At 70.2% G+C, this 16018-nt stretch carries 11 protein-coding genes; 3 read left to right on the top strand and 8 right to left on the bottom strand.

All coding sequences use genetic code 11. From position 1 onward, the window contains the following. Positions 1-26: 26 nt before the first annotated feature. Entirely contained in the window at positions 27-1181 is a 1155-nt protein-coding gene (locus NS3_RS19170) for a S1C family serine protease (protein ID WP_067861585.1), read from the bottom strand. A 106-nt stretch (positions 1182-1287) separates the two neighbouring features. Here NS3_RS19170 and NS3_RS19165 point away from each other — a divergent pair, with 106 nt between their 5' ends. Both NS3_RS19165 and NS3_RS19160 read left to right on the top strand, forming a co-directional pair. Beyond that, positions 1288-2343, top strand: a complete 1056-nt coding sequence (locus tag NS3_RS19165; protein WP_067861584.1) for an NAD(P)-dependent alcohol dehydrogenase — start codon at positions 1288-1290, stop codon at positions 2341-2343. 53 nt (positions 2344-2396) lie between these two features. Beyond that, positions 2397-3737 (top strand): AI-2E family transporter, encoded by a 1341-nt coding sequence (locus tag NS3_RS19160; protein WP_245649695.1) that lies wholly within the window; start codon positions 2397-2399, stop codon positions 3735-3737. Positions 3738-3803: 66 nt separating this feature from the next. On the opposite strand, the gene metE is transcribed toward NS3_RS19160, so the two are convergent. The 3 genes from metE to aceA form a co-directional block, all read right to left on the bottom strand. Further along, positions 3804-6113 carry a 5-methyltetrahydropteroyltriglutamate--homocysteine S-methyltransferase gene (gene metE, locus NS3_RS19155; protein ID WP_067861582.1) on the bottom strand — a complete coding sequence of 770 codons (2310 nt, stop codon included), beginning with the start codon at positions 6111-6113 and terminating at the stop codon, positions 3804-3806. A gap of 234 nt (positions 6114-6347) precedes the next feature. Then, complete coding sequence (locus tag NS3_RS19150) at positions 6348-7217, bottom strand: 3-hydroxybutyryl-CoA dehydrogenase (protein WP_067861580.1); 870 nt, start codon at positions 7215-7217, stop codon at positions 6348-6350. A 201-nt stretch (positions 7218-7418) separates the two neighbouring features. After that, positions 7419-8708: an isocitrate lyase gene (aceA, locus tag NS3_RS19145; RefSeq protein WP_067861578.1), complete on the bottom strand. Its 1290-nt coding sequence runs from the start codon at positions 8706-8708 to the stop codon at positions 7419-7421. 478 nt (positions 8709-9186) lie between these two features. On the opposite strand from aceA, the gene NS3_RS19140 reads away from it, so the two are divergent. Further along, positions 9187-10326 carry an alpha/beta hydrolase family protein gene (locus tag NS3_RS19140; protein WP_067861576.1) on the top strand — a complete coding sequence of 380 codons (1140 nt, stop codon included), beginning with the start codon at positions 9187-9189 and terminating at the stop codon, positions 10324-10326. Here NS3_RS19140 and NS3_RS19135 read toward each other — a convergent pair. The 4 genes from NS3_RS19135 to NS3_RS19120 are packed head-to-tail and all read right to left on the bottom strand — an operon-like array spanning position 10282 to position 15958. After that, complete coding sequence (locus tag NS3_RS19135) at positions 10282-10905, bottom strand: P-loop NTPase family protein (RefSeq protein WP_067861574.1); 624 nt, start codon at positions 10903-10905, stop codon at positions 10282-10284. The two genes, NS3_RS19140 and NS3_RS19135, sit on opposite strands and share 45 nt — an antisense overlap. A 9-nt stretch (positions 10906-10914) precedes the next feature. Beyond that, on the bottom strand, positions 10915-12147 hold the full coding sequence (locus tag NS3_RS19130) for a DUF6986 family protein (protein WP_067861572.1): 1233 nt from the start codon (positions 12145-12147) through the stop codon (positions 10915-10917). Continuing rightward, positions 12144-15101: a molybdopterin-dependent oxidoreductase gene (locus NS3_RS19125; protein WP_067861570.1), complete on the bottom strand. Its 2958-nt coding sequence runs from the start codon at positions 15099-15101 to the stop codon at positions 12144-12146. The genes NS3_RS19130 and NS3_RS19125 overlap by 4 nt, the downstream gene beginning before the upstream one ends. Beyond that, positions 15098-15958, bottom strand: coding sequence for an FAD binding domain-containing protein (locus NS3_RS19120; RefSeq protein WP_067861568.1), 861 nt, complete (start codon positions 15956-15958; stop codon positions 15098-15100). Before NS3_RS19120 ends, NS3_RS19125 begins: the two co-directional genes overlap by 4 nt. Positions 15959-16018 lie beyond the last annotated feature (60 nt).

Genomic DNA, 16018 nt, shown 5'->3' with positions numbered 1-16018 from the left:
AGCCCCGGTGGCGGCCGGGCGCGGGATCAGTTCGGAGTTCCCAACCCCAGTTCGACGCTCACCACACGCTCGATCCCGTTCGCGCCGACCACGCCGATGCGCACCGTCTCCCGGGGACGACGCTTGTCGATGGCGGCGCGCAACGCGCGCGAGGTGCCGATCGCCCGCCCGTCCAGCGAGACGATGGTCTCCCCGTCCCTGATGCCTGCCCCGTAGGCGGGCATCCCGTAGAGCGCGACGTCGACGCGGGCGCCGCTCGGCCGGGCGTCGGAGATCAGCACACCGAGTGTGGCGGTCTGCCCGATGTGCACGCTGTCGCTGGGAATGCCCGACCGGATCTGCTCGACCACCTTCATGGCGGTGTCGATCGGCACCGCGTACCCGCCCGCCCGCGCCGGTTCGGCCCGAGCACGCGACGGCGAGGGGATCGGCCGCTGCGATTCGGTGCTCGCGGGCGCGGCCGGTTCGGATTCCGGCCGGGTCTCCCCCGACGACGCGGTCACCACGCCCACCACGGTCGCCTGCCGGTCGGCGAGCGCGCCGCCGGACTGCCCCGAACTCACCGGCGCCTCGATCTCGACCATGCCGCGCAGCGCCTTTCGCGAGAAATCGGCGGCATTGAGCGCCACGATCGTGCTGTTGAGCGCGGTGATCCGCCCGGGGGTCGCGGTGGGCGTGCCGCCGGCGCCGCCCGCGTTCCCGAGCGCGAGCACCTCGTCGCGCACCCGCAACCCGGAGGAACTGCCCAGCCGGGCGGTCGGCAGGTTCTTCGCGCCGACCAGCGCCAGCAGCGCGATGTCGGCCGTCGAGTCGTAGCCGAGCACGGTCGCCTCGAACTCCTCACCCGTCGCGACGGAGACGACACCGACCTCTTCGGCCCCTTTGATCACGTGATGACTCGTCAGCACCTGCCCGTCGGCGGTGAGCACGATCCCCGAGCCCGCGGTGCCCTGCCCGAAAGCGCGGGTGCGGGTGGTGATGTGAACCATCGCCGGGCTCAGCGCGGCGGCGACCTCGGCCTGGTCCAAGGGCGGCGCGGGCGGCCTGGTGAGGGTCGCGGTCGTGGTGCCGGATTCCTGGAACGGCCACCCGCCGCCGAATCCGAGGAATGCGGTCACCAGCATCGCGACGATCACGAGCACAGCGGTCGCGCCGCCGCCACCGCGCCGATCGTCGTGCATGCGCCCACCGCCTCCCCCGGTCCGGCGACCGGAACTCGTCCCATTGTGGTGGTAGACGACGCCGATCGGTTGGCAATCCGGTGCATGCGCCGGTAGGCATGTACGCATGAGCACCGCTGCTGCCGCATACGCCCTGTCCTCGCCGGAGGGTTCGTTCCGGAAGATCACCGTCGAACGCCGCGAACTGGGCCCGCACGACGTGCTCATCGACGTGAAATACGCGGGGATCTGCCATTCCGACATCCACACCGCCCGCAACGAATGGGGCGGCGCGCACTACCCGTGCGTGCCCGGTCACGAGATCGCGGGCATCGTCGCCGCGGTCGGCAGCGCGGTCGCCGGGTTCGCTCCCGGCGACCGGGTCGGTGTCGGCTGTCTGGTCGACTCCTGCGGCAAGTGCGAGAACTGCCTCGCCGACGAGGAGCAGTACTGCCTGCGCGGCTCGGTCATGACCTACAACCATCCGGTCGCCGAGTCCGTGCAGCCGGGCGGCTACACCCTCGGCGGCTACTCCACGCAGATCGTCGTCACGGAGAATTTCGTGCTGCGCATCCCCGAGGGCATCGGCCTGGATGTCGCCGCGCCGCTGCTGTGCGCGGGCATCACCCTGTTCTCCCCGCTGCGGCACTGGGATGCCGGCCCCGGCAAGCGGGTCGCGATCGTCGGCATGGGCGGTCTCGGCCATATCGGCGTGAAGCTGGCCGCCGCGATGGGCGCGGAAGTGACCGTACTGAGCCATTCACTGAGCAAGCAGGAGGACGGCAAGCGATTCGGCGCCCACCACTACTACGCCACCAGCGACGACCAGACCTTCCGCGACCTGCGCAACCGCTTCGATCTCATCCTCAACACCGTCTCCGCCGACCTGCCCGTGGAGAAGTACCTGCGACTGCTCCGCCGGGACGGCACCTTCGTCATGCTCGGCATGCCGGAGAACCCGGTGACCCTGCGCACCTTCCACCTGGCCGCTGTCCGGCGCTCGCTGGCCGGTTCCATGATCGGCGGCATCGCCCAGACCCAGGAGATGCTGGAATTCTGTGCCCAGCACGGGATCGGCGCCGAGATCGAGGTCATCTCCGCCGACGAGATCGACAACGCCTACGACCGGGTGGTCGACAGCGACGTGCGCTACCGCTTCGTCATCGACGCGGCCACCATGTAGCCGCGCCCGGCATGGAGTGAGCGCGGGTCCGGCCCGATCGCTACGTTTGTGCTGTGGCCGACAACGAGACCGACGCGAACACCGCCGAGGAGAGTTCCCCCGGCACGGCTCCTCCCGGGGCGATTCCCGTCGGCTCCACTCCCACCGACGACGGCGCGGACCGGCCGGGCGCTCCGCTCGCCGGGGGGTCGGCGCGGCCCAGGAGAGCGGTACGCACCGAGGTCGACATCGCGCCGCCGCCGTGGCTGTTGCGGGTCTTCCTCCTCGGCGCGGCGACCATCTGCGGTCTGCTGGTCGGCCTGTGGATGCTCGAGCGCCTGCAGGGCCTGCTCACCATCCTGCTGGTCTCGCTGTTCCTGGCGTTCGCGATCGAGCCCGCCGTGAACTGGCTGGCCGCGCGCGGCATGAGACGCGGTCTGGCCACCGGACTGGTGTTCATCGGCCTGATCGCCGTCACGTCCGCCTTCTTCGGCACGCTCGGCGCCCTGCTGGTCGACCAGGCCATCTCCCTGGTTCAGAACGCGCCGACCAATGTCGTGCAGCTGGTCGACTGGATCAATCGCACCTTCAACACCCAGCTGTCCGCCGACGACATCAGCAAGTACGCCACGGAATGGAGCGGCCAGCTCGAGGGCTATCTGGTCGGCTTCGCCGAAAACGCCTGGGGCATCGGCACAGCGGCCGTCGGCGCCCTGTTCCAGGTCCTGGGCATCCTGCTGTTCACCTTCTACTTCGCCGCCGACGGCCCCCGCTTCCGCAATGCCGTCTGCTCGTTGCTCCCACCCGAGAAGCAAGTACACGTGCTGCGCGCCTGGGACATCGCCGTGGACAAGACCGGCGGCTACATCTACTCCCGTGCCCTGCTCGCCCTGTGCGCGGCCGTCGCCCACTACGCCGCCCTGCGCATCCTCGACATCCCCTCCGCCCTGGCCCTCGCCCTCTGGGTCGGCGTCGTCTCCCAGTTCATCCCCACCGTCGGCACCTACCTCGCCGGCGCGCTCCCGGTCATCGTCGCCCTCGTCGACGACCCTCGCGCGGCCCTGTGGATCCTCGGCTTCATCCTGATCTACCAGCAGTTCGAGAATTACGTCCTGCAGCCGAGAATCACCGCCACCACTCTCGACATGCACCCCGCGGTGGCCTTCGGCGCGGTCCTCGCCGGCGCGGCGTTGCTCGGCCCGACCGGCGCACTGCTGGCCATCCCCGTCACCGCCACCGTCCAGGCCTTCGCCGGCGCCTATATCCGCCGCTACGAAGTCAAGTCCGACGACACCGGTACACCCGAGCCCGGCGGGAAAACCGGCCGCAAGAAGCGCTGGACCGGCTTTCTCCCGTCGAAACGACACCCCGCGGACAGCCCGCGGGTGAACCCGCGGCGGAAGGATAACGGCTGACCGAGCCGAGCGCATGCGCGCCGAAGGTCGGTGGCGCGCCCGCACGTCACCTCCGGGATGTCAGTGTTACTTTTCGACAGCGGCGGCGGCCCGGCGCCGGACGCGCCGGGCGGCGGCGACCATATTGCGCAGCGAGGGCTCGAGCTGCCAGTAGTGGCGGGTCTTGAGACCGCCGTCGGGGTTGGCCCACAACCGTTCCGGGGTGACGGCTTCGGCCGCGGCCGAGAGCAGTTCGTCGAGTTCGTCGATGTCGGGAATCCGCGCCGAACGGCTCTCGTAGACGCCGGGTCCGACGCCGTGGCTGAGGCCGTGACCGCCCGCGGCGTCCTCTTTGAGCGCCTTGAGCACCCATTCGGTGGAACGGGTGGCCACGATGGCGGTGACGTCGGCGTCGAGTTCCTCGATGGCGTCGACGATCTCGGTGCGGCCGGAGTAGCCGATGTGGGTGTGGATCTGGGTGTCGGCCCGCACCCCCGAGGTCGCCAGGCGGAACGCGCCGACCGCCCAGCGCAGGTACTCGGCGCGGCCGCGATCGTGCAGCGGCAGCATCTCGCGGATGGCGGGCTCGTCGACCTGGATGATGGCGATACCCGCCTTCTCCAGATCCACGACCTCGTCGCGGATGGCCAGCGCCACCTGGTCGGCGGTCTCGTAGAGCGGCTGGTCCTGGCGCACGAACGACCGCGCGATCATGGTGACCGGACCGGTCACCATGCCCTTGACCGGCTTGTCGGTCAGCGACTGGGCGTAGCTGATCCAGTCCACCGTCATCGGCGCGGGACGCGAGACGTCGCCGTAGATGATCGGCGGGCGCACGCAGCGCGAACCGTAGACCTGCACCCAGCCGAAGTGGGTGGTGGCGAAACCGTCCAGCAGTTCGGCGAAGTACTGGATCATGTCGTTGCGCTCGTGCTCGCCGTGCACGAGCACGTCCAGGCCGATGTCCTCCTGCAGGCGGATGGTGGCCTCGATCTCGGCTTCGATGCGCTTGCGGTATTCCTCGTAGGACAGCCGTCCCTCGCCGAGGTCGTAGCGGGCCTGACGGATGCGATCGGTCTGCGGGAACGAACCGAGCGTGGTGGCCGGGACCGGGGGCAGGTTCAGCCTGGCCTGCTGGGCGGCGCGACGCTCTTCGTAGGGCTCGCGCGAACGCATCTCCGAGGTGATGGCGTAGACGCGCTGGCGCACGGCGTGCTTCTGCTTGAAGTGCACCTCGCGCGGACGCTTGCGCCACTTGTCCGACGGGCCCTCGGTGAGCGCCTTGGCCAGCGAGACGACCTCACCGACCTTCTGCTTGGCGAAGGCGAGCCGGTCGGCGACATTGCCGTCGATGTCGTATTCGACGAGCAGGTCGTAGGGCACGTGCAGCAAGGTGCTGCCGGTGGAGACCACCAGATCAGGGCAGACCTTGGTCAGCGCGTTGAGGTATTCCAAGGTCACGTAGCGGTCGGCGCGCCAGACGTTGCGGCCGCTGATGACGCCGGCGTAGAGCCGCTTGCGGCGGATGCCGGGCACCTTCGCCAGCTCGTCGGGGTCGATGCGGTAGCTGGCCAGATCCAAACCGATGGCCTCGACGCCGGTGGCCGCCAGGATGTTCAGCGCCGGGCGGAAATCGCCGTACTGGCCGGTGACCAGGATGCGCGGACGCAGCGGCGCCTTGGACAGCCGCTGGTAGGCGCGCTCGAAGGCGGCGAGTTCGGCCTCGGTGCGTTCACCGGTGAAGGCGGGCTCGTCGAGCTGCACGCAGGTGGCGCCGCGCTTGGCGAGGATCTCGAACAGTTCCTCGTAGTACGGCAGCAGCTTGTCGAGCAGAGTCAGGGTGTCGAAGCCTGCCTCGCCGGGCTGGGCGCCCGCCTTGGACAACAGCAGCAGCGAGGCGGGGCCGACGATCACCGGGCGCAGTTCGATCCCGACGGCCATCGCGCGGTCGAACTCGTCGAGCAGCGCCTCCGGATGCAGGGAGAACTCGGTGTCGGGCTCGAGTTCGGGCTGGCGGTAGTGGTAGTTGGTGTCGATGAAGCGCACCAGCTCCAGCGGCGGTAGATCGGGTCGGCCGCGCGCCATCAGGAAGTAGAAGTCCAGCGGGTCCATTCCGTCCTGGTGGGACCGGAAGCGCTGCGGGACCGCGCCGAAGAGCAGCGCGTTGTCCAGGATGTGATCGTAGAAGGAGAAGGTGTTGCCGGGGACCTGGGTGAGACCGGTCGCGGCCAGCTCGCGGAACTGGCGGTCCTGGATGTCGCGCCCGACCTCGACCAGCTCCTCGCGGCTGAGCGTGCCGTGCCAGTAGGACTCCAGCGCCCGCTTGAGTTCCCGGTGCGGTCCGATCCTGGGGTAGCCCAGGATGCTCGATCCGTAACCCTCGGTGACGTTGACCATGCGCGGGAACCTTCTTTCGATCGGCTGCGCGTGAACCGCCGAACGGCGACGCACAGCGTTGCGCTCTCGTCCTTGCAGCTTATGTCGGCCGCCGCGGGAAGCACCGCGAAGCGCCGGTCGGCAGCGGTATCCACGCTGTCGCTGTCGCTGTCGGCAGTAGCGGGGTGCGCGACACCCCGCTACCGCACGCGGCGGTAACGGGGTGCGTCACAGACCCGCGGCAGACCTGGGTTGTTACTTGTTGTACTGGTAGAAGCCCGCGCCGGACTTCTTGCCGAGCAGACCGGCCTCGACCATACGCATGAGCAGCGGCGGGGCCGAGTACAGCGGCTCCTTGAACTCGGCGTACATGGAGTCGGCGATGGACTTGACGGTGTCCAGGCCGACCAGGTCGGTCAGCGCCAGCGGACCCATGGGGTGCGCACAGCCGAGCACCATCGCCTTGTCGACGTCTTCCTTGGTGGCGAACCCGGACTCGACCATGCGGATGGCCGAGAGCAGGTAGGGCACCAGCAGCGCGTTGACGACGAAACCGGAGCGGTCGGCCGAGCGCACGACCTGCTTGCCCAGCACCTCGCTCGCGAAGGCTTCCGCGCGCGCGGAGACGGCCGCGCTGGTCTTGAGGGTGGTGACCAACTCGACCAGCGGCAGCACCGGCACCGGGTTGAAGAAGTGCATGCCGATCACGCGCTCGGGGCTGGCGGTGGCGACGGCGATCTTCATGATCGGGATGGAGGAGGTGTTGGAGGCCAGCACCGCGTCCGGATCGGTGACGACCTTGTCGAGCTCGGCGAAGATCGAGGTCTTCACCTCTTCGTTCTCAAGAACGGCCTCGACGACCAGCTGACGATCGGCGAAGTCGGCGAGATCGGAGGTGAAGCGCAGCCGCCAGGCGGCCTGCTCACGTTCACGCTCGGTGATCTTGCCGCTGCTGACGCCGCGGTCCAGCGAACGTAGGATGCGGGCGCGGCCTGCGGCGGCCAGTTCCCTGGTCTGTTCGTAGACGAGCACGTCCACGTGCGCACGGGCGCACACTTCCGCGATTCCGGCACCCATCTGTCCGGCGCCGATGACTCCGACACGCTGAATCTTCTCGCTGCTCACGTCCCGCTCCTGCTGGTCTGGTGTGGCTGGGGTCTGGTCTGGCTGGGCTGGCTGGTCCCAAGGTATAGGGATGCCCTCCCTCGCTGGGGCTGTTCAGCGAGGGAGGGCAGTACACCCCTACTGGCGTAGAGGACGACTGGTCCGCAGACGGGGCATGGGTGGTCCCGTCACGAAACCGGAGTTGTCACCGGCCGTTTCGGCTCAGTGGAACTGACCCTCTTCGGTGGAGCCCTTCAGCGCGGCCGTCGAGGTGTTCGGGTCGACGGTGGTGGCGATGCTGTCGAAGTAGCCCGCGCCGACCTCGCGCTGGTGCTTGATGGCGGTGAAGCCACGCTCCTCGGCAGCCTTGAACTCGCGCTCCTGCAGGTCGACGAAGGCGGTCATGCCCTCGCGGGCGTAGCCGTGCGCCAGGTCGAACATGCCGTAGTTGAGCGAGTGGAAGCCGGCCAGGGTGATGAACTGGAACTTGAAGCCCATGGCGCCCAGTTCCTTCTGGAACTTCGCGATGGTCGAGTCGTCCAGGTGCGCCTTCCAGTTGAAGGAAGGCGAGCAGTTGTAGGCCAGCAGCTGGTCCGGGAACTCGCCACGGACGGCCTCGGCGAACTTCTTGGCGACCTCGAGGTCCGGCACGCCGGTCTCCATCCAGATGAGGTCGGAGTAGGGCGCGTAGGCCTTGGCGCGGGCGATGCAGGGCTCGATGCCGTTCTTGACACCGTAGAAGCCCTCGGCGGTGCGGGTGCCGTCCAGGAACTCGCGGTCACGCTCGTCGACGTCGGAGGTCAGCAGGGTGGCGGCCTCGGCATCGGTGCGGGCGATGACGACGGTCGGCACGCCGGCGACGTCGGCGGCCAGACGCGCGGAGGTCAGGGTGCGGATGTGCTGCTGGGTGGGGATGAGCACCTTGCCACCGAGGTGGCCGCACTTCTTCTCCGAGGCCAGCTGGTCTTCCCAGTGCGAACCGGCGACACCGGCGGCGATCATGGCCTTCTGCAGCTCGTAGACGTTCAGCGCGCCACCGAAGCCGGCCTCGCCGTCGGCCACGATCGGGGCCAGCCAGTTCTCGACCGAGGTGTCGCCCTCGACCTTGGCGATCTCGTCGGCGCGCAGCAGCGCGTTGTTGATGCGACGCACGACCTGCGGCACCGAGTTGGCCGGGTACAGGCTCTGGTCGGGGTAGGTGTGACCGGACAGGTTCGCGTCACCGGCGACCTGCCAGCCCGACAGGTAGATGGCCTTCAGGCCGGCGCGGACCTGCTGCACGGCCTGGTTGCCGGTGAGGGCGCCGAGGGAGTTGATGTAGTCCTCGTTGTTGACCAGGTCCCAGAGGATCTCCGAGCCGCGGCGGGCGAGGGTGTGCTCCTCGACGACGGTGCCCTGGAGCTTCACAACCTGCTCGGCGGTGTAGTTACGGGTGACGCCCTTCCAGCGCGGGTTGGTGTCCCAATCCTGCTGGATTTCCTCGGCGGTCTTCGGGGTGCCGGTGGTCGACATTCCTGACTCCACTTCCTTCGGTAGGTCGGTAGGTCGGCCGCTACGAGACCGAGCATCACGCTCGAACTGCTGGGGCGGCGCTTTGCAGGCTTGCTATGCCTTCGGGGTGTACTCACAAACGATGGCATACGAAGAAATGGCCGTCTACCTGTTCTTTGTGTGAAATCCAGCTAGCTTTGCGGCCCTCGTTGCTAACTTTGCAAAATTTGCCTGCGAATAGCAGGGGTGAAATCTACCCACGGGTAGCCCTGACGTGCGGCTTTACCATAACGCCCGTACTGTTTTGCCCGCCCTCCGGGGGACCCCGCACGACGCGCCGTAGTAGCGTTGTTGTGAGTCGTTTCACAAGAGCGGGCGGGCGCCCTCCCTGTGGCTCGCGCCACCGGGCCCGGTTCGGCCCGGCACGCCGCCGGCATGCGCGAGACTGGTCGTGCCGGCTCGCGCAGATCGCCGAGCCCCGCCCCGACAGGAGACAGCGATGCGCAGATTCCTTGCCGCCACGGCCGTCGCCGCAGGCTGCGCGGTCACCCCGTTCGTCGTGCCCACCGCGGCGCAGGCCGCGCCGGCGACCGGCGTGGTCGAGTCGGTCGAGCCGCTGGCCGCGATCGCGACGCCGCCCGCGGCCGGGGCGGGCGCCCGCCTGCTGTACGGCTCGACGACCGTCGGGGACGCGCCCACCACGGCGAGCGCGGCCGTCTACTTTCCGCAGGGCAAACCGCCTGCCGGCGGCTGGCCGGTGATCGCCTGGGCGCACGGCACCGTGGGCATCGGCGACGACTGCGCCTACAGCATCGCCGGACCGGGGGCGCGCGAACGCGACTGGGCCTACCTGGGCGCCTGGCTCGACCAGGGCTACGCGATCGTCGCCGCCGACTACGCCGGGCTCGGCACGCCGGGCGAGCATCCCTATCTCGACGGCATGGTGGAGGCGCACAACATCGTCGACGCGGTGCGCGCGGCCACCGCCGAGTACCCGTCCTTGTCTGGCAAGTGGGTCGTGGTCGGCCAATCACAGGGCGGCGCGGCGGCCGTGTTCACCGCCCGCCACGCCACCGAGCTGGGCGGCCCTGACCTGGACTACCGGGGCGCGGTCGGCACCGGGGTGCCCGCCTACATCGAAGACGCGCTGCAGTTCCTCGGCCCGAATGTGCCGCCGATCGAACTCGGCCCGCATCTGAGCGCCTATGTGCTGTACCTGCTCGCCGGCCTCGAGACCGCCCATCCGGAGCTGGGCATCGAGACCCTGCTGACCGACACGGGCCGTGACTGGGTCGAGCGCGGGCGCAGCGCGTGCCTCGAGGATTTCGGCAACGAACTCAGCGCGAACAACGTCGTGCTCGGCACCCTGTTCGCCCGCCCGCTGAGCTCCCTGCCCGATGCGCACGGCATGCTCGCGAGCTACCTGGGCCTGCCCGAATCCGGCTACGACCGCCCGCTGTTCCTCGGCCACGGCCTGCGCGACACCGACGTGCTCACCCCGCAGACCCTGCGCTTCGCCGCCACCCTGATGGCGCGCGGCGAGCCGGTGACACTGAAGGTCTACAACGAGGACCACAGCAGCGCGGTGAACGCCTCACTCGTCGATTCGATTCCGTTCGTGCGCGCCCTCTTCGACTGAGCGCGCGAGGTGTTCGCGGCAGGCCGCCGCGAGCGAGCCCGTGACCCAGGTGTCGACCTCGCGCCTGCTGCGGAGCCGCACGACCACGAGCTGCCCGTGGATGCCCTCCAGCGGCGGCACCAGCTCGGTGTACTTGTTCCGCGTCCGGTACGCCCAGCGCACGATGTGTTCGGGATCGGTGAAGAAATGGCGCAGCGGGCCTTCGACATTGCCGTTCCACAGCTCTTCGCGACGCAGCCTGCGGCGCAGCGTGCGCCGCACAACGCTGGGCAAGGTCACTCGGTAGAAGGGCAGATCGAGCCAGACCAGCAGGTCGGCGCGGGCGGCGAGAAGGGGCCGGGCGATGCCGTATTGCCACTCGGTGGTCCACGCAGGCGCTGCGACGAGGGCGCGCACATCGTCGAGGAAGGCGCCGCGCGGGGTCCAACCGGGGCCGTGGAAGAGCCCGTCGATCTCGGTGTGCGCGCCGCCGGAGATCTCGGCGATCCTGGCCGCGAGGGTGGTCTTGCCCGCCCCCGACACACCTGCCACGAGCACTCGTTCCGGGCGCGCGGGCAACGGATCGGTGTACGAGAGCACCGACCGATCCTAGGGGGTGGGCACCGGCTGCCGCAGGGCCAGCGCGCGCACCACGTCGAGTCCGAGACCTGGGGCGTCGGCGCGCAACTGCTCCTCGGTGTACGCCCCGCACCGCACCGCGCGCAGCACGGTCGAGGCCAGCGCCTGCGCGGTGGCGGGCTCGTCGACCACATCCGCGCCCCCGCGCGCGCCGAGGTAGGCGCCGAGCCGAGGCACCGCGACCTCGACGGCGGATCGGAAGAAGTCGTAGGTGGCCGCCCAGCGCGTGATCAGGTGACCGGGGTGCATGTCCCAGCCCTGGTAGTAGCCGCGCCGCAGCGAACGGGTGACCAGGCGGTGGTGTTCGCGCAGGGCGGCGGGCGGGTCGGTCTCGGGCACGATCTGGGTGGAGCCGTCGCACACCCACACCCCGGTCTGCGCCGCGGCGACCTGCATGACCGCTTTGGCGTGGTCGGCGGCGGGATGGTCGAGCGCCTGGTACGGGGCGGCGACGCCGCAGTCGGCGGTGTAGTCGTAGGTGCCGAAATGCAGGGCGTCGCACCGGCCTTCGGCGAGGGTGATCATCCGCGCGACCGGCGCGTTGCCGTCGGGACCGACGATCGCCTGCGGGCTCTCGATCTGCAGTTCGAAGCGCAGCGACCCGGCGGCGAATCCGCTGCCGCGTTCGAGTCCCTCGCACAGCGCGACCAGCGCCGAGACCTGTTCGGCGGCGCGCAGTTTCGGCACCGTCACGACGAATCCCGGCGGCACGCCGCCTGCCCCGTCGAAAACCAGCTCCAGCGTGCGCAGCGCGCGTCGCCGTTCCAGTCCGCCGAGTCCTTTGGTCCGGATGCCGAACCGGCGCGGTCCGTGCGCGGCGCTCGCCCAGTGTGCCAGGATCTCCCCTGCCGCCAGCGCCGCCGCGTCCTCCTCGGCGTCCGGGCGCGGGCCGTAGCCGTCCTCGAAGTCGATGCGCAGGTCCTGGATCGGGTCGCCGCGCAGCCGCTCGCGCACGGCGTCCAGCACCCCGGCGGTGTCGAGGTCGGCCAGATCGTCGCGATGCCGGTCGAGGAGGGCGAGGGCGGCCGCGCCCCAGGTCGCCGGGGTCTCGGCGGTGACCTGGTCGGCGGGCACGTACGCGGTGTGGATCGGCTGGACCCGCTCCCCCGGTCCGCGATAGTGCGCCCGCAACCCCGCGTCGACGGCCTCGAGCATGGCCTCGATCCGGGCGCGGACGTTCTCCGGCAACCGCGTCGCGGTCATCGTGACACTCCTTCTCGCAGGGCTCGCCAGATACGGTCGGCGGTCATGGGCAGCCGGTACATCCTGACGCCGGTGGCGTCGCGAATGGCGTTGGCCAGTGCGGGCGCGACCGGGTTGTACGGGGACTCGCTCATGGATTTCGCGCCGAGCGGACCGAGTTCGTCACTGGTGGCGGCGAATTCGACCTCGGTGACGGGCAGATCGGCGGCCTGCGGAATGTGATAGTGGCGCAGCACGTCGGTGGTGACGACTCCCCGCTCGCTGCGCATGTCCTCGTACAGCGCGGTGCCGATGGCCTGGGCGACACCGCCTTCCACCTGTCCGCGGCACTGTGCCGGATGCAGCACCGTGCCCGCGTCGGCCGCCTGGATCGACTGGAGGATGCGCACCTGCCCCGTGGCCGGATGCACCGCCACCCGGAAAGCCTGCACATTGAAACTGACCGAGCGCGGTGTACCCGCGTGCGACGCACGGGCGAGCACATCCCCGTCGGCGGTGAGCTCGGCCGCGGTGACCAGCCGGGAACCACAGCGCACACCGTCGGGGCCGAGCGCGCAGTCGCCCGGTGCGGAACCTGTCAGCTCGGCGGCCCTGGCCAGGATCTGTTGCCGCAACTCGACAGCGGCCAGATGGGTGACCTTGCCCGCGACCACGATGCCGGTCGAGCCGAACGCGCCGGTGTCGTAGCCGACCAGGTCGGTATCGGCCTGGCGGATGTCGATCAGGCCGGTGGGCACCCCGAGCGCGGCGGCGGCGAGGCCGACGTGCACGGTCGTCGTACCGTTACCGAATTCGGCTGTGCCGACACGCAATTCGTAGCGGCCGTCACGGCACAGGGTGATCGAGGCGTCCGAATGGTGGCCGCGCGGCGGGATGGTCGCGATCATCGCCAGCGCCATCCCCTCCCCGACCAGCCAGTCCGGGCCGGGCGCGGTGACGCCGTTGCCGCGCCGCAGCGCGGCCCGCGCCTTCGCCAGACACTGGTCCAGGCCGTAGCTGCCGAACATCAGGTCGCCCGGCTCGACATCGGCGCCGACGAACGGGTCCCCGGGGACGATCACATTGCGGGCGCGGAACTCGAACGGGTTCATCCCCAGTTCCCTGGCCAGCTCGTCGAGCGCGCACTCGATGCCGAAGATGATCTGCCCGAGCCCGTATCCGCGGAACGCGCCGGAGGGCACATTGTTGGTATAGGCCGACCGGGCGTCGACCCGCTTGTTCGGGCAGCGGTAGACCTCCACCGACTCGCTCACACCGTGGAACATCACGCCCGGGCTGTGATTGCCGTACGCGCCCGCGTCGGTGAGCACGTCCACCGCCAGCGCGGTCAGGGTGCCCATCGCGTCCGCGCCCGCGGTGACCTCGACCCGCATCGGATGTCTGCTGGTCGCGGAGACGAACTCCGCCGAACGCGTGAACTCGTAGCGCACCGGCCGCCCCGTCCGCAGCACGGCGAGCGCGATGAGGTCTTCGACCAGCATCTCCTGCTTGGCCCCGAACCCGCCGCCGACCCGCGCGGCGAACACCCGCACCCGGTCCCGCTCGAGTCCGAAGATCTCACACAGCTCCGCCCGCACCAGGAACGGCACCTGCGTGCTCGACCGCATCACCAGCCGTCCGCTCGTGTCCAGCCAGCCGATCCCGCCGTGTGTCTCCAGATGCACATGCTGCGCGCGCGGACTGTGCCACACCCCGCGCACCACCTTCGCCGCCCGCGCCAGGCCGTCGGCGAGCGAGCCGACTTCCCCGTGCACCTCGGCGACGAGATTGCGCGCCGGGTCGGCGATCCGCGCGTCACCGGTCTTCTCACCGTGCAACAGCGGCGCTCCCTCGGCCAGTGCGTCCTCCGGCTCGAACACCGCGGGCAGCAGCTCGTATTCGACGCGCAGCAACCGGCACGCCGCCAACGCGGCGCCGAGGTCGTCGGCCACCACGGCCGCGACCCGTTGCCCCACGAACCGCACCGTGTCGTCCAGCACGTAGGTGTCGTCGGGATCATCGGCGCGCGCCTGGTGCCTGGCGGTGGAGAAGGCGCGATCCGGCGCGTCGGCATGGGTGAGCACCGCGCGCACCCCCGGCAGCGCCTCGGCCTCGGCGGTATCGATCGACACGATCCGCGCGTGCGGGTGCGGGCTGGTCAGGACCGCCAGCTCCAGCGGCGCGGTCGGCGGCGCCTGATCCGATTCCCCCGCGAGGAAATCCATAGTGAACGGTTCGGTCCCGCACACGATGCGCGGGCCCGCCGGTGCGCGCAGGTCCGCGCCGAGCACGGATCCGGTCCCGAACGGATAGCGCTCGCCCGCCGACTCGGCGGGAGCGGCGAGCCCGGCTGGTCCGGCCGTCGCGGTCGATACAGCCGGTCCCGTCGTCGCAGTGGATTCGGCGGGCGCGGGTGCTCCAGCCAAGCCACCGCTCCCGGCGGAGCCGAAAGGATCGCTCGCCCCAGCGGCCCCGGCCACCTCGGGGAATACGGTGGACCCGCCGGTCTCGGCATGGCCGAAGGGATCGCGCGTGCGCGCGGCACCGAGTGCGGCGAGAATCGGCCGATAGCCGGTGCAGCGGCAGAGGTTTCCCTTGAACAGTTCCGGGAGATCCTCGGCCGCGGGCGCGGCGGGCGTCCCACAGGACAGGCCGGCCGCGGTGACGACCATGCCCGCAGTGCAGAAGCCGCATTGGAAGGCCGATTCCTCGAGGAAGCGCCGCTGGATCGGATGCGGCTGCTCAGGAGTGCCGAGTCCGGTCGCGGTGGTGACCGCGGCGCCGTCGACGCGGTGAGCGGGAGTGACGCAGGAGTGGACGGGCAGCCCGTCGAGCATGACGGTGCACGCGCCGCAGTCCCCGGCATCACAGCCCTTCTTCACCGCGAGCGCGCCGTGCTCGCGCAGCAGGGTGCGCAGGCACTGACCGGGCCGGGCGCCGGTTTCGACAGTGCGGCCATCGATCTCGAATTTCACGACCGGGCACCGCCTGCCAGTTCGGAGCACACCTCGTGGGCGAGCAGGCCGGTGACGTGCGCGCGCCATGCGGGATCGCCGTGCGGATCGTCGAACCAGAGTTCCGGATCGATGCCCGCCACGGCCTCGTCGATCTCCTCGCGGGTGGGCGCGCCGTAGAAGCCGAGGACGACCGGCTTGCTGGTGGCCGCCGAGACGGTGAGCGCGACCGTGCCGTCGATATCGCGGCGGCCCATCACCACGGCGCCCGAGCGCCCGAGCGGAGCCAACGCGACCTTGCGTATCGCCGTGCGCGACATCAGGATCAGCGAATTCACCTTCAGCGCGCGCAGCACGTCGCCGGGTTCGAGCACGGTGCGCCCCGGGCCGAGGACGAAGTCGCGCAGGGCGATCCGGCGTTCCCCACCCGAGGCGGGCCAGATCACCGCGTCGGCGTCCAAGGCCACCAGGGCGGCCAGCACCGCGCCCGCGGGCAGCGCGAGGCAGATGTTTCCGCCGACTGTCGCACTGCGCCAGATCTTGTGCGAGGCCAGCAGCGCCCGGCAGGACGCGGCGAACAAGGCGGTGGCGGGCAGACCGAACCAGCGCGGGGAGAGGCCGAGTTCCCGCCCCGGCGTCGCCCCGGCGAACTCGGCCAGCGTGCACGTCGCGGCGATCTCCAGACCGCACTCGTGCAGGGTCAGCGCGGGCCAGCCCAGGCCGGTGAGGTCGACGAGCCGATCCAGGCGCTCCTGCGGCTCGGAATAGAGGAAGGTCCCGCCCGCCAGGATCGCGGTCCCCGGTGCCGACGACCTCGCCGCGGCGAGTTCGGCCCGGTCACGGGGTACGACGACCTCCCGGATCGTGTCCAGATCCATCTCGCACCTCCATCTCCCGGACGGCCCACGGTAGGGGCGCGCGATTGCCGCGGTGTTGCG

It is taken from the genome of Nocardia shimofusensis NBRC 100134 (assembly GCF_001613125.1).
Classification (GTDB): domain Bacteria; phylum Actinomycetota; class Actinomycetes; order Mycobacteriales; family Mycobacteriaceae; genus Nocardia; species Nocardia shimofusensis.
This window is presented reverse-complemented; position numbering and strand designations above follow the sequence as displayed.

Bases quoted from the DNA above. Each gene is read 5' to 3' on its own strand.
- NS3_RS19170 (WP_067861585.1), bottom strand. From the start codon at position 1,181: ATGCACGACGATCGGCGCGGTGGCGGCGGCGCGACCGCTGTGCTCGTG.
- NS3_RS19165 (WP_067861584.1), top strand. From the start codon at position 1,288: ATGAGCACCGCTGCTGCCGCATACGCCCTGTCCTCGCCGGAGGGTTCG.
- metE (WP_067861582.1), bottom strand. From the start codon at position 6,113: ATGGTCAACGTCACCGAGGGTTACGGATCGAGCATCCTGGGCTACCCC.
- aceA (WP_067861578.1), bottom strand. From the start codon at position 8,708: ATGTCGACCACCGGCACCCCGAAGACCGCCGAGGAAATCCAGCAGGAT.
- NS3_RS19140 (WP_067861576.1), top strand. From the start codon at position 9,187: ATGCGCAGATTCCTTGCCGCCACGGCCGTCGCCGCAGGCTGCGCGGTC.
- NS3_RS19130 (WP_067861572.1), bottom strand. From the start codon at position 12,147: ATGACCGCGACGCGGTTGCCGGAGAACGTCCGCGCCCGGATCGAGGCC.
- NS3_RS19120 (WP_067861568.1), bottom strand. From the start codon at position 15,958: ATGGATCTGGACACGATCCGGGAGGTCGTCGTACCCCGTGACCGGGCC.